Origin of the sequence: Nostoc sp., from assembly GCF_036917355.1 — a bacterium.
Taxonomy (GTDB): Bacteria; Cyanobacteriota; Cyanobacteriia; order Cyanobacteriales; family Nostocaceae; genus Nostoc.
On sequence record NZ_JBALDP010000030.1, the window covers coordinates 17789 to 43235 of the forward strand.

20 protein-coding genes, 2 pseudogenes and 1 CRISPR repeat array are annotated in these 25447 nt (G+C 40.8%); of the genes and pseudogenes, 13 read left to right on the top strand and 9 right to left on the bottom strand.

Features of this window, described 5'->3' with window-relative positions:
* Positions 1-100: 100 nt before the first annotated feature.
* Positions 101-754, top strand: a complete 654-nt coding sequence (locus tag V7K53_RS08480; RefSeq protein ID WP_335197106.1) for a cadmium resistance transporter — start codon at positions 101-103, stop codon at positions 752-754.
* 51 nt (positions 755-805) lie between these two features.
* On the opposite strand, the gene V7K53_RS08485 is transcribed toward V7K53_RS08480, so the two are convergent.
* Positions 806-1603, bottom strand: coding sequence for a sulfite exporter TauE/SafE family protein (locus V7K53_RS08485; RefSeq protein WP_335197240.1), 798 nt, complete (start codon positions 1601-1603; stop codon positions 806-808).
* A gap of 423 nt (positions 1604-2026) precedes the next feature.
* Between V7K53_RS08485 and V7K53_RS08490 the strand changes: the two are divergent.
* The 7 genes and pseudogenes from V7K53_RS08490 to hetF form a co-directional block, all read left to right on the top strand.
* A pseudogene (locus V7K53_RS08490) lies at positions 2027-2204 on the top strand (NADH-dependent alcohol dehydrogenase); the annotation flags it as partial.
* A 231-nt stretch (positions 2205-2435) separates the two neighbouring features.
* Positions 2436-3023, top strand: coding sequence for a TetR/AcrR family transcriptional regulator (locus tag V7K53_RS08495; protein ID WP_335197107.1), 588 nt, complete (start codon positions 2436-2438; stop codon positions 3021-3023).
* A 41-nt stretch (positions 3024-3064) separates the two neighbouring features.
* The gene (locus V7K53_RS08500; RefSeq protein WP_335197108.1) at positions 3065-3511 is read left to right on the top strand and encodes an acyl-CoA thioesterase; all 447 of its coding nucleotides are present in this window, start codon (positions 3065-3067) and stop codon (positions 3509-3511) included.
* 839 nt (positions 3512-4350) lie between these two features.
* On the top strand, positions 4351-5181 hold the full coding sequence (locus V7K53_RS08505) for a phytoene/squalene synthase family protein (protein ID WP_335197109.1): 831 nt from the start codon (positions 4351-4353) through the stop codon (positions 5179-5181).
* Positions 5182-5861: 680 nt separating this feature from the next.
* A complete protein-coding gene (locus V7K53_RS08510; protein ID WP_335197110.1) occupies positions 5862-7457 on the top strand; it encodes a serine/threonine-protein kinase in 1596 nt (531 codons plus the stop codon).
* A 695-nt stretch (positions 7458-8152) separates the two neighbouring features.
* Entirely contained in the window at positions 8153-8911 is a 759-nt protein-coding gene (locus tag V7K53_RS08515; protein WP_335197111.1) for an FHA domain-containing protein, read from the top strand.
* 1794 nt (positions 8912-10705) lie between these two features.
* Positions 10706-13210, top strand: coding sequence for a cell division protein HetF (hetF, locus tag V7K53_RS08520; protein WP_335197112.1), 2505 nt, complete (start codon positions 10706-10708; stop codon positions 13208-13210).
* A gap of 70 nt (positions 13211-13280) precedes the next feature.
* Here the strand turns inward: hetF and V7K53_RS08525 are convergent, their stop codons facing one another.
* From V7K53_RS08525 to V7K53_RS08545, 5 genes and pseudogenes are all read right to left on the bottom strand, one after another.
* A complete protein-coding gene (locus tag V7K53_RS08525) occupies positions 13281-13847 on the bottom strand; it encodes an antibiotic biosynthesis monooxygenase (protein ID WP_335197113.1) in 567 nt (188 codons plus the stop codon).
* 148 nt (positions 13848-13995) lie between these two features.
* The gene (locus tag V7K53_RS08530) at positions 13996-14934 is read right to left on the bottom strand and encodes an SMP-30/gluconolactonase/LRE family protein (RefSeq protein WP_335197114.1); all 939 of its coding nucleotides are present in this window, start codon (positions 14932-14934) and stop codon (positions 13996-13998) included.
* A 6-nt stretch (positions 14935-14940) separates the two neighbouring features.
* Positions 14941-15093 (bottom strand): annotated as a pseudogene (locus V7K53_RS08535) (short-chain dehydrogenase); the annotation flags it as partial.
* A 213-nt stretch (positions 15094-15306) separates the two neighbouring features.
* Positions 15307-16727: direct repeats of the CRISPR family, unit length 37 nt; unit sequence GTTTCAATCCCTAATAGGGATTTTGATGAATTGCAAT.
* 401 nt (positions 16728-17128) lie between these two features.
* Entirely contained in the window at positions 17129-17425 is a 297-nt protein-coding gene (locus V7K53_RS08540; protein ID WP_335197115.1) for a hypothetical protein, read from the bottom strand.
* A gap of 207 nt (positions 17426-17632) precedes the next feature.
* Positions 17633-18469, bottom strand: coding sequence for a prephenate/arogenate dehydrogenase (locus V7K53_RS08545; RefSeq protein ID WP_335197241.1), 837 nt, complete (start codon positions 18467-18469; stop codon positions 17633-17635).
* A 70-nt stretch (positions 18470-18539) separates the two neighbouring features.
* Here V7K53_RS08545 and V7K53_RS08550 point away from each other — a divergent pair, with 70 nt between their 5' ends.
* From V7K53_RS08550 to V7K53_RS08560, 3 genes are all read left to right on the top strand, one after another.
* Complete coding sequence (locus V7K53_RS08550; RefSeq protein ID WP_335197242.1) at positions 18540-20102, top strand: pentapeptide repeat-containing protein; 1563 nt, start codon at positions 18540-18542, stop codon at positions 20100-20102.
* Positions 20103-20191: 89 nt separating this feature from the next.
* A complete protein-coding gene (locus V7K53_RS08555; protein ID WP_335197116.1) occupies positions 20192-20785 on the top strand; it encodes a DUF1517 domain-containing protein in 594 nt (197 codons plus the stop codon).
* 69 nt (positions 20786-20854) lie between these two features.
* On the top strand, positions 20855-21739 hold the full coding sequence (locus V7K53_RS08560; RefSeq protein WP_335197117.1) for a hypothetical protein: 885 nt from the start codon (positions 20855-20857) through the stop codon (positions 21737-21739).
* 605 nt (positions 21740-22344) lie between these two features.
* On the opposite strand, the gene V7K53_RS08565 is transcribed toward V7K53_RS08560, so the two are convergent.
* Positions 22345-22713 (bottom strand): hypothetical protein, encoded by a 369-nt coding sequence (locus tag V7K53_RS08565; protein WP_335197118.1) that lies wholly within the window; start codon positions 22711-22713, stop codon positions 22345-22347.
* A 189-nt stretch (positions 22714-22902) separates the two neighbouring features.
* Positions 22903-23676, bottom strand: a complete 774-nt coding sequence (locus V7K53_RS08570) for a hypothetical protein (RefSeq protein WP_335197119.1) — start codon at positions 23674-23676, stop codon at positions 22903-22905.
* Between the two features lie 113 nt (positions 23677-23789).
* On the opposite strand from V7K53_RS08570, the gene V7K53_RS08575 reads away from it, so the two are divergent.
* Entirely contained in the window at positions 23790-24257 is a 468-nt protein-coding gene (locus V7K53_RS08575; protein WP_335197120.1) for a hypothetical protein, read from the top strand.
* Positions 24258-24297: 40 nt separating this feature from the next.
* Here V7K53_RS08575 and V7K53_RS08580 read toward each other — a convergent pair whose 3' ends face one another.
* Positions 24298-24705 (bottom strand): hypothetical protein, encoded by a 408-nt coding sequence (locus V7K53_RS08580; protein ID WP_335197243.1) that lies wholly within the window; start codon positions 24703-24705, stop codon positions 24298-24300.
* A gap of 67 nt (positions 24706-24772) precedes the next feature.
* Between V7K53_RS08580 and V7K53_RS08585 the strand changes: the two genes are divergently transcribed.
* Positions 24773-25438, top strand: coding sequence for a class I SAM-dependent methyltransferase (locus V7K53_RS08585; RefSeq protein ID WP_335197121.1), 666 nt, complete (start codon positions 24773-24775; stop codon positions 25436-25438).
* Positions 25439-25447: the final 9 nt, after the last annotated feature.

Below are 25447 nucleotides of genomic sequence, written 5' to 3' on the forward strand. Positions count from 1 at the left end.
CCCTTTTCCCCTTAACCGAAAGGTATTGGGAGTGGTGTAGTTCAATTACTTGAAAGGTTAATTTGGTATGGTGGTAAATCGTAGATTCTAAAAATCAAGCATGAGTCAGCTAGGGACAGCCTTCAGTGAAGGGATAATTGCCTTCATCGCCACTAACATTGATGACATCATTATCTTGTTAATATTTTTTTCACAAGTAGATGCTAATTTCCGGCGGCGGCATATCTTACTCGGTCAATATCTGGGTTTTACAGCCATTATCATCGCTAGCTTACCAGGATTTTTTGGTGGATTGGTTGTACAGCGAGAATGGATAGGATTGTTAGGACTACTACCAATAGCAATTGGTATTCAACAATTAATATCTAGAAAAGAAGAAACTATAACAGTTCAGACAGTCAGTAGTGATTTTAGAGAGCCTACACCTACTAACCCGGTATTGTCTTTTATTTTGAGTATTTTGCACCCCCAAACCTATAAAGTGGCAGCAGTAACGATCGCTAATGGTGGTGACAATATTAGTATATATATCCCTTTGTTCGCTGGTCATAACCTTGCCAGTTTGGGAGTAATTTTAGGTATATTTTTTATCATGGTAGGGGTTTGGTGTGCGATCGCTTATTTTTTAAGCCGTCAACCTACCATTGCTAATATTTTAAGTCGCTACGGTAAAGCTGCCGTACCTTTTGTGTTAATTGGCTTGGGTCTGTTCATTATGTATGAGCGAGGTACATTCACTCTACTCTTTGGGTAAGAAGTTAATCAATCTTGGATGTTGGATTTGGAATTGAAAATCTCAAATTGGTTACACCTGATGAACTAATTTCCAACTCACCATCATTAAAATGGCGTAAATAATAAATCGTAGTGGCCGTTGCGGAGCTACTTGGCAGATTTTAGCACCTAGTAACACCCCAGGCACAGAGCCTAACCATATAGGCAGTACCAAATTCCAATCAACTGTTCCCAGGCTAAGATGACCAAGGGCTGTAAACAGCAGTAAAATTGCTGCGTGTGAAATATCAGTACCCACTAGCTTCCGTGCATCAAGGCGGAAAAACCCAATCAGCACTAGGGCAAACATTGAACCTGAAGAGACGCTAGTTAGACCGACAAAACAGCCTAAAATTGCTCCCAAAGTAATTGTTATAAATCGACCAAAGTTAGTTTCTAAGTCTAACTTTGGCAGTTCGGGTAAATTAAATTTTGGGAAAAAAGTCAATAACAACAATTGCACTAGTGCTAACACTGTGACTAGCAAAATCATCCCACCTAGCAAACGGAGCAAGATATTATCCAGGCTATACTCACCTGTATGTTTAATGAAGTGCAAAATCCCCACTCCGAACAATGAGCCCGGAACACTTCCAAAGGCCAACCATTTGACAACTTCTGTATCCAGGGTTTTTTGTTCCCAATGCTTGACGCTACCAACAACCTTCATTAATGTGGCAGCTACAACATCAGAACTCACGGCGATGGAAGGTGGAACCTGAAAAACAAAAATCAACATTGGGGTGATGAGAGAGGCTCCGCCAATTCCCGTCAAACCAACTATGATGCCAACGAAGAAGCTTAAGAATGGTAGTAATAAATAGTGCATACTCTTTGGGGGTTTGAGAAAGTCAGCTAGAACTTCACTACTAGAGAGCAATAACTCAGCCGAATCACAGCCCAGTGGTAGATAGAGCTGGTCATGGCAAGTTATTGTGTTTCTCAAAAGATGAGTGACACAAGAAAAGGTTATCCAGCTAAAAGTTAGAGCAGAGGATTACTGGACAACTTAAAACCTGTCTGGAAGTTTTTGGAAGTATGACAACTGGTATTTAGCTGAAACAGACTTTGATAACTGCTTATAGGTCAGTTGTTTGACTAAAATCAACTTCTTACTGGTTTTTTTGCGGTTTTACATACTAAAGCCGGTAAAGCGATGTACTTACCGTATTTTACTTGTAAACGCGATCAAACGTCCAGCGTATTCGCTTTGTATATCGCTATATTCTCTGGATAATAGACCGCAAGTCTAATAACTCATGGAAAATTTTGTTTTTACAACCCAGTCAAAATCCTGTTTAGCAAAGCTCAAATCGCCAATATTGCTGCTGAAATTTCTGTTGATGCCAAAATTTATCATTACCGACAGTAGAGGTAGCATCAAAACTAATAGTATTTATGACCAGGTGAAATCTGCGTTGTCTGAACGTTGTGCCAACTTACTTAACTATATTGTCTTCACTTCAAATGCCATCGTGCAAATCTATGTATACCTTGACTTCATCGAATAGATCTTTGTTCAGAACTCGGCGTTGAAAAATACTTGACCTGCAAGCATATATCATGATATTAATAAAAAGACTGTTCGGTCGGTAATTTTCAATTTACAGTAATTTTTAGTTCAGTAAATTTACAACTCTCTACTCTAATAAATCGCTGTAATGTCCAAAGGCGAAGAAACAAAAAATAGAATTCTCCACCAAGCAGCCGAACTGTTTAACCAACAGGGATATGCAGGCTCATCGATGTCAGACATTATGCGTGTAACTGGATTACAGAAAGGAGGAATTTACAATCACTTCCAAAGCAAAGACGATCTGGCACTACAGGCTTTTGATTTTGCGATCGCTCGCATTAAGCACCATACCAGATTTGCATTACGAAGTAAATACCACGCACTAGAACGTCTGCAAGCAATCATTGGGGTGTTTAGTAGCTTCACAGAAAATCCACCGATCAAGGGAGGGTGTCCACTGCTGAATACTGCTGTGGAAAGTGATGATGCTCATCCGGCGTTGCGAGAACGCGCTCAACAAGCGATGAACTCTTGGCTACATCTAATTTGTCGAATTATTGAAAAAGGAATTGAAAAGGGTGAAATTAGCCCTGAAGTGAGTGCTGATGAAATCGCTACCATCATAATCGCAACGCTGGAAGGAGGCATAATGATGAGCAAGCTTTATGGAGATTCAATTCATATCCATAGGGTAATTAATCACCTAAATCAATACTTGGAAGCTTCACTTTAATTGAACAGACCCAGCAGTATTAAAAAATATCAAGAGAAATAATGCTAGGAAATAACAATTTACACAGACCATTAGAAGTAGTATTAGCAATTCCTGTCAAAACATACGACATTGATTTTATGGGAATTGTGAGTAATATCGTGTATATCAGATGGCTAGAGGATTTACGTCTAAAGTTATTAGATGAACATTGGCAACTCAATCAACAAATTGAGCAAGGATATACACCAATTATCGCTGGGACTGAAATTGAATATAAACGTCCAATAAAGATTATCGATCGAGTGATTGGACGTTTATGGCTGAGTGGTTTAGGACGCTTAAAGTGGACTGTGCAAGCTGAAATTTTATCTAACAATGAGTTAGCAGCAGTGGCTAGCCAGAAGGGTGGTTTTGTCAGTCTGCAAAATAATCGTCTTATTCCCATTCCAGAAGAATTACAAAAAAAATATTTACAGTATCAACAAGGGATTCATAAAATTCAATAATTAGGAATACTTCAATATTTTTTTTAATTTATTACAGACTGTTCGGTTTGTTTGTATGTAAACATAATCTGGACCATAACACCGATTCTTGATGAATACGCGAAATAACCCCAATGCCTACGGCATCTCCTCTTGCTAAAAGCAGATGGGGAGGTGTCCTCTCATTCCCACTTCTTGAAAAAGTGGGGTAAAGGGTAAAGGTATGGAATTTTCCCTATTATTGCCAATATCGTAAATATACGGGAACTTCTTGTTTGGAGTTTTAGTCACTTTATGTCACTTTGAACAGCAAGGCGTTTCTGACTCCAATAGATTAGGTATAGTCCAACTCAGGCATCACAGCCTTATATGTCGTCCAATTTAACTGACCCTAACTCTTCGCTAAACCACTGTACCCATCCAAAGCTATGTACCAATGCTGTTATCCGTTGTCAGCATTTCCTGAATTGTCTTTATATATACAATAATTCCACTTTGTTAGTCAGATTAACGCAGACTTAAAGCACTTTTAAATCGCTAAAATGGATGTTTGCTTATAGAACAATTTCGTCATATCGAACCAAATATTACCATAATTCTTTATATGTTTGCTAAAAGTTTATGAAAGCTATATCAAACGACACTTCAAACACTTTTGCACCCAAAAACCTCTATACTAGACTAGACTTTGATAAATTTGAGAGTTTTGTTAATTGCAACACCAAAAACTATCAATTTTTAGATGAAATACTAGCGTATCTTATAGTCTATAGTTTTTAAGGTTTAGTCAAAACTATATCCAGTATCATCAAAAAACTGCAAACTTCATGTGGTGCAAAAATCAAGTGGGGAGTGAAAACATGAATTTACGTAGAGATGCATTGCAAATCCTCAAAGAAACTAGCCGAACTTTTTATATCCCAATTAGTGTTTTACCGCCAGAATTGCAAGAAGCAGTAGCATCGGCATATTTGTGTATGCGTGCCATTGATGAAATTGAAGATCATCCCGAACTAGATAACGCTACTAAAGCAAAGCTGTTAAGAACCATCAGCCTGACATTGCAGGCAGGAGTTGATGGCTTCGCGGTAGATGCTTTCTTTGCAGGATTTAGTGGGTATGAGAATTCATTAGAAGAAGTCACTTTGAGAATTAGAGAATGGTCACTGCTAGCACCAGACAGCATTGCACCTCGAATTTGGGACGCCACTGCTGCAATGGCAGACCGAATGGCTTATTGGGCAGAAAAAAACTGGAAAATTTACACAGAATCTGATTTAGATCGTTATACCTTTGGAGTTGCAGGTGCAGTGGGACTGTTACTTTCTGACTTGTGGGCTTGGTATGATGGAACACAAACGAACCGTACCCAGGCGATTGGTTTTGGCCGGGGTTTACAAGCAGTTAATATCTTGCGTAACCATACTGAAGATTTGGGGCGTGGGGTAGAATTCTTCCCAGAAGGTTGGAGTGCAGAAAATATGCAAGAGTATGCCCGGCGCAATCTAGCCCTGGCAGAAGCTTATATCAAAGACCTTCCTACCGGGCCAGCCTTAGATTTTTGTCAAATCCCCTTCACCTTGGCAAACGGCACCCTTGACGCCCTTGCTAATGGTAAAGAGAAACTCAGCCGCAGTGATGTTTTTGCACTTATCGAACAGCTGATTAGTGTGAACATGAAAGCTAGCTAATAATCTCTTAACGACTGATGGAGATAATTCTAAATTGCCTCCAAATTTGGGCATCCAAAATTCTACAACGAATATTCTGTAGAGTAGCCAGTGCGGTCTTCTCCCTTCTCTACGAGACGCTCCGCGTTCGCGTAGCGTTCCGAAGGAAAAGCGTTAGCCTCTCCCAAAGGGAGACGCTACGCGTAGCTTGCTTCCACAAAGTGGTACGAGAGGCTTGTCTGCGACACGCACTCGCGTTCGCCAACGGCATGGCTGGCATGGCTTCTCTACGAGAGGCTGCGCCAATGCTTAGAGCGAGTCCGCGAGCGTCTGGGGTTTCCCCAAATTAGTAACTGGCGTTGGACACTGCCCTCCAATACCTTTTAATACCAATTCTCCCATGCAAAAACCAGATTAAAGCTGATTTTCTGAATGTGATAATAGCGCGATAAACGCCACAAACCTTGAGAGAGCGTTATTAGGAATTACGAATTGCTAGAAAATAGCATAAACAGTATTTGCCAATGTAAGTATAATAAATAATCTTGTTTAGCGATCACCTTAGGTAATCTCAGTTAAACTTTAGGAACTCTTCAAAGGATTTCCAGCAAAAATTACCTGGCAAGAGTTGATTAATGTCTAAATAATTGGAAGGGAGTATAACACTCCCCGTGATTATTCGTGCAGCGAGTTGAGAGTGCATGAGCTACTGCTTAAATCCTACCTGTTCCGATCCAGAAAATTTGGTATATAGCCAAAGGTGTCAGTCTTGTGGCTCGCAACTACTGTTGCGCGATCGCTATCAGACGATCAAACCATTAGGTCAGGGTGGCTTTGGAGCGACCTTCCTAGCCAACGATCAAGGCTTACCAGGAGAACCGAGTTGCGTAATCAAACAATTACGCCCATCAGGAAGCGCCCCACACGTTTTACAGATGGCCAGAGAACTCTTTGAACGAGAAGCCAAAACTCTAGGTAAGATTGGCAATCATCCCCAAGTACCAAGATTGTTAGACTATTTTGAAGATCGCGAGCAATTCTACTTAGTTCAAGAATATATCAGTGGTGATACCTTGCAAGAGGAGGTCAAACTTAACGGCATCTTGAGCGAAACTGGAGTTAAGCAATTTTTGAGCGAGATTTTGCCACTGTTGCAATACATCCACGAGCAAAAGGTGATTCACCGTGATATCAAGCCAGCTAACTTAATCCGCCGCACTCAAGATGCTAGAATGGTGCTCATCGATTTTGGTGCCGTCAAAAACCAAATTAGCCAAAGTGCGACAGGCCCATCAGGACAGACAGCATTAACTGCGTATGCTATTGGTACTCCTGGTTTTGCACCTCCAGAGCAAATGGCTATGCGTCCAGTCTACGCCAGTGATATTTATGCATTGGGGGTCACATGCATTTATTTACTGACTAGCAAAACTCCTAAAGATTTAGATTACAATCCCAACACTGGCGAGATGATGTGGGAGCAGCTTGTGCAAGTGAGCGATCACTTGGGCAATGTGTTACGAAAAATGTTAGAGGTGTCTGTACGTAATCGCTATCAGTCTGCGGCAGAAGTTCTCAGAGCATTGGAAATAGAACCATACTTAGATAGTTTAGCAAAAGGTTTGCTGATTAAATCTGATAACGGATCTAAAGAGCGAACACATAACCACCTGGAAAATTCTGCTGTTTTATGTAACAACCCGGCTGCTACCAGCACTGGAGTGGCACAGGTAGCGGCAGCGATTCGTGCTAGACGAGCCAAGGCAGCTGAAGCCGCGGGATCGCACCAAGGTTCTGGGATGGCCAAATCAACAACTTTCAGTAGCAACAGCAATGGTTCACAAGGTCAAAATTCTAAAGTTGGGCGAAAGTTAGATACCCAAGGTTTATTAACAGCTTATCTGAAGGGAAGACGAGATTTTGCCTTACACAATTTAAATTTGCTAAATCTGCAAGGTGCTGATTTATCTCAAACAAATTTCCATTCTGCTCAATTGCAAAAAACCAATCTTCAGGGAGCAAATCTTCACAATAGTGACTTTGGCAGAGCTAGTCTTACTCGAGCAAATCTTAAGGATGCTAATTTGAGCAAAGCATACTTTAACCATGCTGATTTAGAAGGAGCAGACCTGCGAGGCGCAGACCTTAGCAATGCTTATCTCAGCAATGCTAACCTCCGAGGAGCTAATCTGTGTGGTGCTAATCTCACCAGTGCCAAAATTTCTGATGAGCAGCTAGCACTAGCAAAAACAAATTGGATGACCGTGCGCCCCAATGGAAAACGAGGCTTGTTGTGATTTGAAAGTGTGAACTAGCCCAATCTATAAACCGATGGAGTTTCGTAATTCATCGGGAATAGCCTCCTTTTGTCGCCATAGTTAGATGCGAATATTTTCCTATATTAGGTTCTAGATTATCCTGATGGATGAATCCTTTTTATTGAAGTCAATTATTTGAGATTAGCAGAATAGCCTCAACCCCCCTGCTTTTAAGTTTTCCATTTTTATTAAAAATTTTAAAACACTCATTTTATCAGAATCACAAGGTTGAACTTTTCTTATATCTGGGAAAATTAGCCCTGCTTCTTCTCGATAAAAACTTAGATTTATTCAGAATTGACCAAACATATATAATGTTTAGGTTGAGCCATAGCTATCACTCTCATAAATATTAAGAAATATCCAAATATCTAGCAAAAATACGTAGATGTTTGTTAATTCTTCATGAAATCTTTATGATTTTTATCTGTTACAAATAACAAATGATTATTTACAATAAACAATAAAGCATCATAATAATTTTCTAAAGGTATTTACATGCTTTTTATGGCTTATAAATAACAGGGAATCTCACACCTAAAATTTGTAAAATGAATGATCCTAAACCACTAAATTTTTCAAATGGCAGCAAAAAGCAAAAAATCAATTATTCCTGATTGTCGGCTGGAGATGTATATTACAACCGAAATCAGGTAGTATAAGGTTTACGTATAATGACTGACTTTGCACAAACGGAAATAGAACGGCGATTAACTTTATATCAAGTATTTCTCAAGTTGTATGAACACCACAGCAGCCTTCTAGATGAAATACTTCAGCTAGAAAACCTATCTCAACCTTCGTTGAGGAGAGTCAAGACGACGGGTTACGTACATGGCGTAGTGGATAGTGCTGCTGTTTATTTGATGACTAACTTGGGGGACAATCAGACTCAGAGTTTACGACAGCCACAACAAATCTGGACGATAGGTCGTAATCGCACCAGTGGTATTTGCATTGCTGACAATCATCTGTCTCGTCGCCACGCTGCTATTCAGCATATTGACGAGCAAGGCTTTTACTTAATTGATTTCAACAGTACCAATGGCTCGTTTGTGAATGGTAATCGGGCTGTTAGGCCGATTAAGCTCAAAGACGGCGATCGCATCCGTCTAGGAAATATGACTTTTGATTTTTTCGTGACTTCTACCTACCGCGTTCTGCCAACTGTTGCAATGGATTTATTGATGCAGCTTGTGCATCGAAGAAATAATCATACAGTAGACATACTTAGTTATTCCCAGAATAGACAAAAACCTTTAATTGAAAAACCAGATTCTAATTTAGAGGCTTTCAGAAATTTTGGAATAGTTGAGAAGCTTGAAAATTTTTATGACAACTTCAGTTCAGAACAGAAATCAGAAATTTTAGACCGCCTGTTTACCACACAATTACCGTCTAATTCCAACCAACTAAAAAATTGGAATTTCTAGCAGTTCTCAATTGCTTCAAGAGTGCTGTTAGCGGTAGTGTGATATTTAGTCTGTGCTGAGAAGGTAAGGTTTGCTGAGGCAGACAAATAGTGAAAGTTAAAAGGGAACTCGTCAAAATATATAAAAAAAATTAAGAATGTGATTAAATATCATAGCAATCATTTTGGAGTAGCGTCTCTAGCTCACAATAAAAAGAAACCGATTCAGGGATTGAGTGAGTAAGTTATGCTCTATCCTGGCAACAGGAGGATACTCAAGGTCTACCAGTAGTAGCAACAGTGATAGTGATGTACTCCGGTTATGTGGCTCACCGCTGCGCGTCTACGGCAAAAAAAACCCCCAGTGGGTGTTAACCTACTAGGGGAGTTAGTTATCAGGGTGCATCTACCAATTAAATGTTCTCAGGTTGAAGACTATACTCCGGATAAATTTGTACAAAGGTGAGTTATTTTTTAAATAAAAAAACCCCAGTGGGTGTTAGCCTACTAGGGGAGTGAGTTATCAGGGTGCATCTACCAATAATCTTTTCTAGGGCAGCCAGCATCTTCCCGGAAAAATGAACTAAATTAGGGTTGATGGTAATGTCTACGATGTGGTGTGAAGCTCGTACCTCTATGGAGAAGCAAGCTACACGTAGCATCTCTGAGAGAAAAAGACTCGCTAAGATTTCTCTACGAGATGCATTTGCGATCGCTATTGGTAACGCAAGTAGTAGAAAAAACTCCCAGTGGGTGTTAACCTATCAGGGGAGTGAGTTATCAGGGTCATTTATTTTTTTTAATAAAAAAAACCCCCAGTAGGTGTTAGCCTACTAGGGGAGTGAGTTATCAGGGTGCATCTACCAATAATCTTTTCTAGGGGCAGCTAGCATCTTCCGGGAAAAATGGACTAAATTAGAGGCGATGTCTACGATGGCCTGTAAAGCTCGTAGCCTTATGGAGAAGCAAGCTACGCGTAGTGTCTTTGAGAGGAAAAGACTCGCTAACATTTCTCTACTAGACGCATTCGCCTCGTTAGCAGTGACGTAGCTAGAAAAAACCCCCAGTGGGTGTTAACCAACCAGGGGAGTGAGTTATCAGGGTGCATCTACCAATAATCTTTTCTAAAATAAATGGGTCGCTACCGGATAAATTAGCAGAGGTTGAAGTTGTTACTGTTTGTCGATCGGAGAAAAACCTCAGAGGGGTTAGTTATCAGGATAGACCTGCCAATTAAACGATCGGTGCGCTGCTTTACAAAATGGGTGTGTCAAGGTTAATCAATAGGACTCAATTTTCATAAAAAAATCCCCAGTGGGCGTTAGCCTACCAGGGGAGTTAGTTATCAGGGTGCATCTACCACTTAAATGTTCTAGGTTTAACCACCATGCTCCGGATAAATTTATGAGAAAATTGATTGTTATCGTGTGTGAAAAAAACCAAAGCGGATATTAACTCAATTAGGGGAGTTAAAGATCGAGGGACATCCATCTATTAATCAAGTATTCTAGGATTAAGCACTATTTTCTGGTAGAGAATATCTGCGTCAGAAATTGCTGTTGTTTGCCAAAAACAAAAAAAACCCCCAGTGGGTGTTAGCCAACTAGGGGAGTTGAAGATCAAGGTGCATCTACCAATTAAGTGTTCTAGACCCAAGTAATCCGATCCGGATAAAGTTGTAAAGGCAGAAAAACCAAAACGACACCGAATCAGAAACATTCAGGGGCAGGATGCATCTAAATTATCAGAGAAAGCGAAAAATCGACTTGAAACTTTCGCGTTTCAAACCAGATTTAGGAGGCGGACAGGAGAAGTTGTGACCCAGGAATTCCATATTTCCGTAACCCCAGTAGGGCAAAATGACTACTTGGTGCGGACGGAACAAGTCGCGCCTGGGGTACCATTGGCAGAAGAATTGGTGACTTGGCCTATAGCTGATTGGTTGATGGCTGCTGGGCATTTGATGAATGACCCGTTGAATTCGGTGTTGCAAGGAGATCCATTTACCTCTGGTGGGCATGAAAGCGATATCGCCAGAAACTCTGTGAATTTAGTGGCGTTGGGTCAACAATTTTATAACGCCCTATTTCAAGGCACTCTCAGAGATAGTTGGATTACTGCCCAAGGTATTGCCCAGAACCATCAACAAGTACTACGCTTACGCTTGGGGCTAAAAGACACTAGATTAGCTCGTTTGCCTTGGGAAGTGATGCACGCAGGCGATCGCCCTCTGGCTACTGGGCCTTATGTGGCTTTTTCTCGCTTCCAAAGTGGAATTTTGGGGGCTTCTCCTTTGCGATCGCAAAATATGCCCACACCACAAGAACAAGGTGGTGTCAGAGTCTTGATGGTAATTGCTTCCCCCTCAGATCAAGTCCGTCTTGACTTGCAGAAACAAGAAGCAATTAAACTGCAAGCGGAACTTCACCGTCAAACGTCACGGCCTGGTGAAAGTCGCAATCGTTTCCCCGAAATTGAACTCACTGTACTAGATCAACCAGGACGGGAAGAACTGACGCAAGCCCTAGAACAAGGCAGATACCACGTTCTCCACTACTCTGGTCATAGTAACTTAGGCGCAAATGGCGGAGAAATTTATCTTGTTAGTCGCAGAACTGGCTTAACGGAAATCTTGACTGGAGACGATTTGGCAGGTTTGCTCGTCAACAATAATATCCAAATGGCAGTGTTTAATTCCTGCTTGGGCGCTTACACAGCAGCGTCAAATCCCTCTGGAGATACTGGCGAACGAAACTTAGCGGAAAGTCTGGTGAAGCGCGGAATTAGAAGCGTTTTGGCGATGTCAGAACGGATTCCTGATGAAGTGGCGTTGACACTAACACAATTGTTTTACCGCAATTTGAGTCAGGGATATCCAGTAGATTTGTGTGTAAGTCGGGTGCGTCAAGGATTAATCTCTGCCTATGGTTCTCACCAGATGTACTGGGCATTACCGATTTTATATCTCCAGCCAGAATTTGATGGTTTTTTAAGTCAGGAAACTGAGGTATCTGCAAGTGCGGATTCGCTGAATCAGTATAGTTCGCCTTTAGGGGTAACTTCCACGATGTACCCTGGTATACCTGATGATAGCGAGATGCCTTTAGGAATGGAAGACATGATTCCTAGTGGTTTGACGCGGGACTCTTCTGGGTTGGACTGGCTAGGTGAAGATACTTGGGGCGATCTGGTTGATGAAATTGAGTATGATGACCCAAGCTATGAAGAAGATTCTGCGATAGTTTCGGATTTGTTTCGTCAGCTAGATAACCAAAAACCTGGAACTGAAGCGGATCGACAAATTCACGAAAATAGTCTTCACCAAAGCCAGATATCAGAGGAAACGACTTCCTCAGAAGAGTCAGCAGATTTGTGGGGAGAAGTTCCACCACCGCCACCTGCAACTCCTGGAAACCTTGAAGAAAATTGGCAAAAGTCTAATTTTTCGCAATCGCAACCACCCCCACCAAGAAATCGTACCCGTCGCCGCAAACTGTGGCCGATTGTGGGTGTTGCGGGGATCGGTGCGATCGCTGCTGCGATCGGTTTAAATTGGTGGTGGCAAAATCGCCCCCAAGCACTGCCTAAAATACCAGAAATTCCCGCCCAGTCTCTACCTGATTCTCGACCGATTCAAAAGCAGCCGAATATCGATTTAGGGATAGAAGCCACTGGAATTGTCACCGCTACTGCTACGGAAAAATTGAGTCAGGGTGACTTGCAAGGTGGGCTATTGGCTGTAGAAGAACTACTGAATCGGGGCGCACTAGCTGCGGCTGAAACTTCCTTAAAACTAATTCCCAGTAAACAAGCTGACGATCCCTCTGTGAATTTTTACAAGGGACGATTGGCGTGGCAGTCTATCCAAACTGGAGACAATAACTATAGCGTCGATGATGCCCGCCGTTATTGGGAAACTGCTGCCAAAGCTAAACCAGAATCGCTTTTGTATAATAACGCTTTGGGATTTGCCTACTACACAGAAGGCAATTTGAATCGAGCCAATGATGCTTGGTTCAAGGCTTTGAATTTAGCTCTCAAAGAACAAAACACAAATTCAACATCCAGAAATACAGCAGTTCCTCAAGATGCTTTAACTTCCTATGCTGGTTTAGCTCTTGGATTGTATAAATCTGCACTTAGTCAATCTAATGGAAAGCAGACGCAATATTTGAATGAAGCGATTAAGTTGCGGCAAACGGTTCTCAAGTCCGATCCAGGAAATTTCCAGGTAGATAAATTAGCTAAAAATTGGCTGTGGACGGAGAAGGCGATTGAAGATTGGCGATCGCTCCTTCAGCAAAAAGGCGAAGAACAGTAATATATTGTGATGGCGCGATCGCTGTGATGGTTGTCTTCGGATCTGAAATAGAGTTAGTTCGACTTTATTCCTAAATTTTTCGTGATTTAGGATATAGCCAAAAGCTAAACAAGCGGCTAACTCTCGGCATGACAACATAGGTTAAGAGCAAAACCATAGTAATCGTTATAATCAACGAAATAATCAAGGGTGGTAAAGCACGAATTAGGGGTACTAAGAACGTATTCAATAAATTAATCAACACATATACAGCTCCCCAAGTTAGCAAGGCTGTTTTATAGCGCGGTGGAGTTTTTAATGGTTGACCAGGAAGAGAAAACCAAGCTTCTAATCCACTAATTTTTTGAACATAAGGATCGGATTCAACCAAATGCTTACCTTCATTGAGCAAATGTTCGCGATCGCGCGATGTCATCCACACCTCTAAATTTTCATAATTGTCAAATCGGAAGATAATCACATATTCATTTCTTACCCCAAGTTGGGGGCAAATCACATTTGTTCCCATGTGACCTACGTAAGTTCTGGAAACCCTGGTAATCTCCTTCAACCAAGCTTCGTAAGCAGTTTCACATCCAGGTTTGACAAGTTGTGTAATGACCACGGTTACAAATCGATCGTTCTGTTCTATCTCCATTATTTATGCCAATCAATTTTGGATTTTAGATTTTTTCACGTAGTTTACCAATTGCAGAGCAAGTAAAAATTTGCTTGCTGTGAAACATTTATAAATTTGGAATTTTCAATTAAAAATCCCAAATTTAAAATCTAAAATTCGGTCACGCTCAAGCTAAGGGATATCCAGGTTTTCCAACTTCAAGCCGAACAACATTAGCAGGAACGACACCAGTGGGTGGAGGTAAAAACATTCCACCATTGGTAACAACATAAATTGCAGTGCGGTCGCTTTCAGTTTGACCAAAAGCCACGGCTGTGCTGCCAATTACACCTGCCTCGGCTTGAGCAATAATAGTAGTACTGCGATCGCTTGCAATTCGTACCACACTGTTGTATATATGCGTTGCTCCATAAAGATTGCCTTCCACGTCAAAAGCGAAGTCATCAATATTAGTTTGCTCTACAAAAATTTCCGGCTCACCTGGTTGATTTGCGGTATCAACGGGAATGCGCAACAGCAACATTTTTTCCGTATTTGAAACGTAGAGAAAATCATCAAAACGCTTCAAACCATTTGCAGCCGGAATGATATTTTCCGAATTGCTACGAGCAAGCATTGGATGTTCTAGCCAAATTGAGGCACGAGGTTGAGCGATATCAATCAGCCAAATTGCACCCCGATAAGAATCTGCTGCTAAATACTGAGTGTCAGAAAGCGGAGTGATGCCATTGAGAAATATTGCATCTGGCAGTTTCAGCAAGGTTTCCACTGTCCCATCATTGGCAACTAAAGAAATCACTGGTATAGAATCAGCATTCCAGCCTGTTGCCACTAAACCCCCATTGGCAGCGAAAGCAAGACCACTTACTTTACCTTCAACAGTGGCATGAATCTGCTGATTGCCATCTGGACTAATGGCAACAATCTCGCCAACTTCGTGATTAGTTACAAATATTGTGCCATCTGGTGCGTAGGCGTAGCCCGCCGCAGGTATCGCTAGATTTTCCAAAAAAGTATTGACAGGGAAGGAAGCAATAACTTTAGCAGGTGCTAATTCAATGGTTGTATCTACGTAAATAGGCGGTAAAACTGCGGAATTTCCCATCTTAACCTACCACTGTAATTGAATCGGGCCACCAAACTTTCGCATCTCTGCAAAAAATAGTCCTTGCGCTCCTCCATCGGGAAGTGTTGCCAAATAAACAGCTGTTTGCGCTCCTTCTTCTGCCGTGAACGGAGCATCATCTCCTCCCATATCGGTCTCCTGTGACTACAGCAATCCTTTTTTGAGTCGTCATTTTTATGACCTTCAAACTGCTTTTAAGCTTACTGTACTGAGATGTTGTAAATTAAGCAAATTGATTTTAGGAATATATCTTTTAGGTGTTATGTATTGACAATAAACACCAAGTATGAATTGGGTTAAAGATGAATTGCAATCTTGGCGGCCTTTAATATATGAGGCGATATCAACAACGTTTCAATCCCTAATAGGGATTTTGATGAATTGCAATCTTTACAGGGGGTGCAATAGCTCAAAACTTTCCAGGTATCAGTTTCAATCCCTAATAGGGATTTTGATGAATTGCAATCTGAGATTAAGTTGGCAGACTTTCATAAAAGCTTGTTTCAATCCCTAATAGGGATTTTGATGAATTGCAATTTTCAGCACAAGGAATCAGGCAAGAGATTGCAAAAGTTTCAATCCCTAATAGGGATTTTGATGAATTGCAATGGCTAGGATACAATTATTGTCTCAGTGGAGATACGTTTCAATCCCTAATAGGGATTTTGATGAATTGCAATAGCTTTGACGGCGTTTGGCTGGGGACTTGGCAAAGTTTCAATCCCTAATAGGGATTTTGATGAATTGCAATATATTTATCATTGCAAAGTTCCTCCAATCAACAATTCGTTTCAATCCCTAATAGGGATTTTGATGAATTGCAATCTTTTTCTATGCTTAGTAAAGGCATAGTACCGACTGTTTCAATCCCTAATAGGGATTTTGATGAATTGCAATAAGCATCGAAATAAATCTCCATCAACATACGTAATAGTTTCAATCCCTAATAGGGATTTTGATGAATTGCAATAGACAATTATGACTCTGACACTAAAGCACAAGTTTTTGTTTCAATCCCTAATAGGGATTTTGATGAATTGCAATATCATGTATGGGTCTATCTGGGGGAAGTGTTCAAGTTTCAATCCCTAATAGGGATTTTGATGAATTGCAATTTAACGAGATGCCTACGTATCAATAAGCACTAAGTGTTTCAATCCCTAATAGGGATTTTGATGAATTGCAATTGTCTCCAAAAGTTTTACCGCCTTTGGAATTTCGCGTTTCAATCCCTAATAGGGATTTTGATGAATTGCAATTACTTATGGGTATATGGCTGTCCCAAGGTGTCATATGTTTCAATCCCTAATAGGGATTTTGATGAATTGCAATATGATAGGGCCTGTTTCTTGTGGGCTTAGTCGTTGGTTTCAATCCCTAATAGGGATTTTGATGAATTGCAATATGCATCCGTTATTGCTCTAGCTGATTCTGGAGTATGTTTCAATCCCTAATAGGGATTTTGATGAATTGCAATATCTTTTCCACAATTTTAGCCACAAGGTTTCTGTGTTTCAATCCCTAATAGGGATTTTGATGAATTGCAATACCAAAATACATAGCCAGCTACTAAACAAAAAGCGTTTCAATCCCTAATAGGGATTTTGATGAATTGCAATATGAGCTAGAGAAATTCATTGGATACGTTGGCACTATCGTTTCAATCCCTAATAGGGATTTTGATGAATTGCAATTTGTTGCTTTAGTACATCAATTTGGCGTTGAAGTTTGTCGCGTTTCAATCCCTAATAGGGATTTTGATGAATTGCAATAGCGGGAGCCTGAAAGCCAAGCTATATTTAGTTTTCAAGGTGCGGTTGCGCGATTCTGGAGCAATCATAGCATTAGAGAATTCCTTTGGGAAGAGTGCCGGGAAAAGTTAAAGGCTGACATCCTAGTTTTTGTAAGCATTTCAGAGATTGCGCGGATGACAATTGGGTGATGAGTAGGGTGAAATGCTTGCTGGTATTGAGATAGAAGCACTTTTTTATGGCTGTGGAATTTGTACACCTACCCATTCGCGCATTTGACACACAGGAACTCTATGAGAGACGCGATCGCTAAAAATAATCTAATGGTGATGGGGGGCGCGATCGCTGCCTTCGGAGCCAGAAATCTCAGTTTTTAATATGCTTTATAGCCTCCCACATCACACACAACAACATTTGTAATGTTAGTCTTGAGACTCCTCAGAGATAGATTCTGATTCGGTTTCAAGTTCTTCTGTTTGAACTTTGGGGGCTGGAGGTTTAACGGGTTTTGGACCACGTGCTAGTGCAGGATTCACGGGTTGTCTGCCTTCATCCCTATATGACGATCCTTTTTTCCCTTTGTCAGACGAGCGATCGCGGCTCGGTTTTGAGCTTTTGGGTTTGGATTCAATAGGGGTTACAGAATCCGTATTTTCGGAATTGTTGTCAGTGTTTGCTTGAGACTGACGTTCCGATTTCTTAATTGGACGTTCTACCATTGTTGATTTTTGTAAATTTATCTGTATGGTACATCGGTTTGGTGACTGTCAGACTGTTGAGTAGCATTTTTAAATATTTTATTGTTGGAATTTCTGAGTAGCTCTAGAGAGTTGTTTTGACAAAAAAGCAGCCAACAAACTTTATTAATTAACTCACTAAATTAAAAAATGGGTGCGTTATCCATAGCTAAACGCACCCGACAACTATTAAACAAAATCAGGTCGTGCCTGTTGCCTTGATTTGAACTTTTCTTCTAAAACTACCCAATTTTCTTGCTCAATTAAGTTAGTCAACTCATCGAGGTTTTGACGATATTGTTGCAGCGATCGCAGTAATGCTTGACGATTATACCGTGCCATCATCACGCCCAACTCTGGATTCCCACCACCCACACGACTGGTATCCCGGAAGCCTGAACTAGCTAACTTTTGGGCTAATTGCAAAACATCGGGGTCTGTTTCGCTCAAACAAGCAGCAATCAATGAGGAACTGACCATTACCGGTAAATGGGAAATCCAACTTACAGCGCGATCGTGTTGTTCTGGTTGACAATAATAGATGTTAGCTCCGAGCGATCGCACAATTTCTTCCACAACTGTAATTGCATTAGTTGGGGTTGTAGTTATCGGTGTTAAGACATAAGGTTTATCAACAAATAAATCTCGCTGTGCAGCTTCTATCCCACTGTCTGTTCTGCCCGCCATTGGATGACCGCCGATAAAATTATCCCAAAGGGGAGTAATATCCTTGACTATCTGTGCTTTCGCCGAACCTACATCAGTGACGATTGTAGTAACAGGCAAATGAGCGACTAACTGTTCAAATTGGGGCACAATAAGGGCTAGAGGTGTACAAATAAATACAACTTCTGCGGCTGCTAATAGGCTCAGATCGACTGATGCTCGATCAACACTGCCGAGGGTAAGTGCCTTTTGACAGGTTGCTTCACGGCGACTAACTCCTAAGATATGATGTCCTTGCGATCGCAAATCAAAACCCAAAGATCCGCCTATCAGTCCCAATCCTAAAATTCCAATATTCATTTTTGATTTTGACATTCCGTTTTTTATGACTTTACCAACTATTAAAGTTGGCATCCAAGGGGTAGCATCGATGACTGTAGAGGAATTACTGGAACAATACGCAGCAGGAGTCTTAAACTTTAGTGGTGTTGACCTCCCAGAAGCCAACCTGAGTGGAGTAAAACTCAGTGGTGTAAATCTGAGCGATGCTAATTTGAGTATAGTCAACCTGAGTGGCGCGAATCTGAGTGAAGCTAACTTGAGCAATGCCAAGCTGAATGTAGCTAGACTGAGTGGTGCGAATCTATGTAGCGCCATCCTCAATAACGCCAGTCTCAACGTCGCTAATTTGATTCGAGCCGATCTTAGTCGCGCTCAACTTAGAGGAGCCTCATTAATCCGCACCGAGTTAGTTCGCGCTGACCTCAGTCGCGCTGATTTGTCGGAGGCCGATCTCACCGGTGCTGATTTGCGAGAGGCGACACTCCGGCAAGCGAATCTCCGTCACGCTAACTTAAGTGAGGCTATCTTGAGAGGTGCTTCCTTAACTGGAGCCAACTTGGAGATGGCTAACTTAAACGCCAGCGACCTTAGTCGTTCGGATTTGAGCGGTGCAAATTTGCGAGATGCCGAACTCAGACAAGCCAATCTTAGCCATACTAATTTGAGCGGGGCAGATTTGAGTGGTGCAAATCTCCGGTGGGCAGATTTAAGCGGCGCAAATCTCCGGTGGGCAGATTTGAGCGGTGCAAAATTGAGCGGGGCTGATTTAATTGGCGCAGATTTAAGCAATGCCAATTTAACAAATACAAGTTTAGTCCACGCCAATTTAACTCAGGCAAAATTAATTAGGGCAGAATGGATCGGTGCTGACTTAACAGGAGCAACTTTAACGGGAGCCAAGCTTTATGCCACTTCCAGATTTGGTTTAAAAACTGAAGGCATGGTTTGTGAATGGGTCGATCTTAGCCCAAATGGCGATCGCTCCATTGTCCAAAATTTCCATTCTGAAGAGTCACGAGATTTTTTTAACGAAACACCGCCAACAATTCGGATTATTGTTGATGCAGCCTTAGAACACGAAGCTAATTTTGCGATCGCTGGTGCTTACTACCAAATTGCTCAAGAATATCGAGGGCTGAAACAACCTCCAAGCATCGAAAGTGGCCGTCGCCGAACTATTTTTACCTTTCATGTAGATAGCGACGAAGCATTATTTCTCACTGCTTACATCGTCATTCTTCCCTTTCTAGATGCAGCATCTACCCAAAAGAATATTTCTAGCATTGTGGAAATGATTAACAGTGAAGTTGTTGCAAACCAAAACTTAAAATCGCCTCATATAGTGAAACAATTAAATACTCTTTTAGAACAAGCTATGAATCAAGCTAAAACAATTAAACAGATGAAAAAAAATATTGAAGTAGCCGCAAAGTTAAATTTTTGTAAAGCCCCAACCCAAATAGTTTTAACAAATTCCAGCGCCCACACTTTGATTGTTTATGACCATCCCAACTTTGGAAAAAGATTTATTAATCGTTCTGTTCTCAATGCTTCAGCTTATGATATATCCAGTGATTCAACAAAAAATATATTACCTTCATTAGATATAATTATAGATTTTGTCAAAGGATTTCATTATATTAGTCATTAGTTATAGGGCATTGGGGATTGGGCATTGGGTATTGGGTATTGAACTAATGACAAATTACAAATGACAAAAACAAAATTTTGGAGGAAAAAATGAGCAATTTTTTTAATAAAATGATTGGTCGAACTCGCTATGTAGTGTTTCGCCTATTTCTGCACTTAGGGGGAGGCGAAGTAGCGCCAATTTTGGGAGTATTAAATAGTGCTGGACGGGATGCGATCGATGCCGATGGCGACTTAGAAGTTTTAGGAGAAGGATTAGTAGAAATTAGCCAAACCCTGCTGCAATATGATGAATATTGGCTTTCTGCTGCCAACGAAGGTGACGTATTTTTTAATGAGGGCGAAGCGGGGGATTACGTGAATGAATTATTTACTGACTCTGCCGAAAGATATCTCAGCGAACCAAATTACAGTTCTGACTCTGGGTTGAATGAACCTTTATCTATACCTGTAACCCGCAACGTGATTGTGATGATTACAGTCGCTTATGAAGGAGAAGTACCAGATTTGGAAACCGATCTTTCTAACGTTCAGGCGCTCAAGGAAGGATTGAAAGCATTGATAAATTTGCATTATAAACATAGATTAAAGGCAATCCAAGTACATTTCTCACCAGCACAGTTAGGCGATGAACTTACTAGCGATCAACTGTTGCAGTATTACCCAGAATTAATTCCTTTGTAATCTGTTGGGTAGTCCGTACTTACTACTCAGATGATAAATTGTTAAGCTCAGAGATAGGACAATAATCCAATGATCATGACCATAGTACGTAAATTTACAGCCGTTTTTTTAGCTCTGAGTTTGTGTATCACAACTGTTGCTTGTGGTGGCGAGAACCAAAGTACTCCTCCAGCTAAGAACGTTAGCCAAACTTCTACTAATACAAAGTTGAGTGATGGTGAGTATCAAATACAACAAGCGACTTATGACGATGCAACTGGTGAGTACAACCTGTTTTTACTAAACAGTAAGCCCCCAACCTTTGCAACCGAAAATTTGCAAATGGCACGGTTAACTGATGATGAAATCAAGCAGGGTAAAAAAACCTATCTGAAGGTAGAAAAAGGGCAACCGATTTTATATCTGACAGAAGACTTTAAACTTGAGTATGTTCACAACGTTACCGAAAATAAAACCAATCCCCAAACAGGACAACAAGAGACGGTTGTAGTCCGTCGAGAAAATAGCTTCTGGGCACCATTTGCTGGGTCTGTGGCTGGTAGCTTGGCGGGACAGGCAATTGGTAGTATGTTGTTTAGACCCCAGTATTATGTACCCCCTGTTTATCAATCAGGACAAGGATTAAGTGGCTTTGGTGGATATGGTGGAAGCTATGGCCAAGCAGTTCAAAGTTACCAAACTCGGTACAACACGCAACCCGCAGCAGTGAGAAATCGCACTGCGTTCCGTAATACAGGAACAATTAGAAGGTCATATCCTGGAAATACAAATATACGCAATACACCGCGTAGCACTACAGGTAATAACCGTCCTTCTGGTTCTGGTTTTGGTGGCAGCACCTTGCAACCTTCTGGCAGAGCCACCTCACCCAGACGCAATTCTGGCAGTGGTTTTGGTAGTGGACGTAGTTCAGCACCCCGCCGCTCAACTGGTTTTGGCAGCAGACGCCGTTAGAAAATTCCAAATCTAATAAATAGACTGCCTAAGAAGTTAAGGTAGTTGTACACAAAGAAGCCGGAGGGTTATAAGTTAACACTTCGGCTTCTCTTTATATATATGCAATTCCTGAAGATTAATTATGAATTATTCGGTCAAATAATATGAAATACTAAATACAAATATTGCTAACAGAACAGGAATCATTTTACTAAAGTCTATTCGCTTTTGTTGAACCATTTCTAAACAAGACATAGGAATCATCAAAGGCCAGAAGATAGCTGTAACTAAAAACATCACAACCGATAAAAATTTATCATCGGCAGTGGAAGTGGGATGATGTAGGGAAAATATTAACCAATTGGTTAAAAAATAGCATGACATTAACAAGTAACCAATAGTTAAAGTCAGTTGTATCTGATTCACTGTGAGTACTCCTGAAGTTATGTAAGCTTTACTATAGCCTTTCCTGTTCTAGTTAGGTACACGATGAGCCTCAATAGTGGATTTTAAATTAGTGGAAATGAAGGGATACTCACTAAGTCGTTAGATGTAAATCAATTAAAGTTTGTAGTAAGGACTTTAGTCCTGATAATCCTTGTTTTCTGTTTAATAATGCCTATTTATTTAGGAATGTTAACTATCAATACTGCTATGTAAACAAGCATCCAATCAAGAAAAATTATATTAACTATGAACCATATATTGATTTTATACCCTCTTGACTTAAAGTATAATACAATAGCCCTGTCGATTATTCCCACAGTTCCTGATGTATTAATTAAATAATTCGCAAGCATTGCCCAGGCGTAAACAAAACCATTTCCTCGTTGCTCGATTGGCGTTGTTAAGTGATTATAATACTGAGAAATAGCAAAAGTTCCAAAACAAATAGCATAACCTATTAGCCACTTGCTGTTCGGCATAATCTGAGCAATAAAAAAAGGAATAATTGTGGCTAATATAAAAAACAAGAGAAGAGAATCCAACATTTGCAATTCTTTCCTTTTTTATAACATATAGAAACATTGCATACCGAACTACTGCAACTTATATCAAACTTTTCCTTTTGTTTGTAGAGTATAGTTAACCCTTTTTGAAGACATTTTTTAAATTTTGGATGATGAATATTCACTATCACAATCCAAAACTTAAAATTTGGTCAGTTATTAAAGCAATAATCAAGCGGTCTTAAAAAATCGGATAATTTCGCGGACATGATCCAGAAATTGCCCGTCGGTGGAAAGTTGCGCGATCGCATTTCTGGCTTCTCTCCCCAAACGCTCATGTTCCGTTTGATTTGTCGCCCGTAATTCTTCTAAATTAGCCGCAATTCGGGCTAAATCTCTGCGAGTTTCTTCGGCAAAACGTTGTTGAGTTGCGGGTAAGGAATAGGGTTGTTCAGGATTAAGCTGATCTTCCAATGACTGGATTTTTTGTTCCAATATAGAGAAGCGATCGCGCAGTTCAAAAATATCTTCGCGCGGATACTTCCATTCTTGGCGAATCATCGCTAACCGCGCATATAAATACTCATAAGCGCGAATCGCGGGACGCAGAATTGTTAATAACAAAGCTGCACCAGAACTTATATATCCAACCGTACTAATACCAGTGACAGCAAGGGTATAAAGACCAACGGCTGAGAATAAGTGTAAAGCAATAGCAACCCAGAGCGATCGCTTTGCCAACAATGTGACATACTTCACTTGTTTCTCATCAACTGGAATTCCTTTCTCAGTTGATTGTGCTGCTTCTGCTAAGACTTCTTTGGCTTGAAAATGCACATTCCACGGTACGGTAACAATTACCAACAGCCACCAAAAACTTGCACCACCAATCACCCAATCAAGAAAGTTACCTGTAGGTATGTGCAACCATTGCAGTAAGCCAAAAGCCACTAGCACCGGAACCACAATTCCAACAATGGAACTGATGAAAAAGTTGATATACATCTTACCCTGTCTCCGATGAAACTATCACCTCGATTATGGCTAGTGGTTCTCAATTATACAAATAGATTTGTGATGGTTTTTCTAGTTGCACATAATAAAAGAAGGGAGAAATAATGGAATACTACTTTGTAGAGTTTCAAGTAGATGATTCCAAAAGATTCAATGCTCTTTGTGAAGTTTTCAACGAAATTAAAAAAGATAAAGACAACGATTCTTGGCGTAATGAAGAAGATTGGCTAATTTTTTTTGATCGCCAAGCTTTATCACATTTTTGGTGGCCTAGTGAAGAGGAAGAGACTGAACATTTCCGTCGCTGGTTCGCAACTCCTGTGGAACAAAGGTGGACAGATCCTAGCCTCGAAACTCCTTGGGACTTTTATTCTATGTTTGATGCTTTTCAAAATGGTGAATATCAATTAATTGCTTGTAGGATGGTTTCTGCCGACAGAGCTAGACTGGAGTTTGAACCCTTTAGCTATCCCTATGGTGGAACTGGTGCAATACAAGCATTAGTTGAATCCTTCGATTTTGTAATTCTTGCAGAAGATGACGGTATAGAATATACAAAATTTAACCTGTAGTTTGGGAAAAGAATGAGACAATTTAAACCTTTCTCCGTCACTATTGGATGAGATAACTACGCCAAATTGATTGAGTATCCTTACTACCTTTTTCTGGAAGCAGCAATCGCCAAGTTTTACCTTCTTGCTGAATTTGCAGGTAAACATCAAAGGGTTTTTGTGGTTGCGTCAAGCGTCGTTTTGGTAGCTTAACAATCAAGTCGTAGGTTCCCCGCACGTGGAAAGCTGGTAAATTGTCAATCGTCAGGGGTTGTTCCTGGGTAATTGATAGCCGCTTGATTTCAAATCCTTGAAAATCTAAATCCAACTGTTGGCTAAGTTTTTGTTGAGTTTGTTCTAGCCCAAGTGCGATCGCTTTTTGCACTAAATCGCTAGTTGGTAGCAGTCCAATACTGCCACAAGCTGTCACTAGCACCAGCAATATTGCTGTCAAAACTAACCGCACCATGTTATTCCTGAGATTCCACTTATCAGCGATAGTATAACTGTAGATTCTCTCAATTCTCTCATCTACCATGCCAAAACAGTCTATAGGTCTTGATAATCAACTCTACAATTATCTTTTATCCGTTTCGCTACGAGAGCCAGAAATTCTTGAAAAGTTGCGCCAAGAAACCGCCAATCATCCTCGGAGTGGAATGCAGATTTCACCAGAACAAGGGCAGTTTATGAGCCTTCTGGTACAGTTAATTGGAGCGAAGAAAACCCTAGAAGTTGGAGTGTTTACGGGTTATAGCTCACTTTCTGTAGCTTTGGCACTACCGCCTGATGGCAAGATTATCGCTTGTGATGTGAGTGAAGAATTTACTGCGATCGCTCGGCGGTATTGGCAAGAAGCTGGGGTTGCCGATAAAATCGATCTACAATTAGCACCAGCTTTGGAAACTTTAGATCGGTTATTAGCAACTGGGCAAGCCGAAACTTTTGATTTTGCCTTTATTGATGCTGATAAAGAAAATTATGATGGATATTATGAGCGATCGCTGCAATTAGTTCGTCCAGGTGGATTGATTGCGATCGATAATGTTTTATGGTCTGGACAAGTAGCTGATGAGCAAAATCAAGATGAAAGCACCCAAGCAATCCGAGCGCTGAACGAGAAGTTACATCATGACGAACGCATTACCCTCTCCCTTGTCCCCATCGCCGATGGACTTACTTTAGCAATCAAGCGACCTTAACACAGCAAG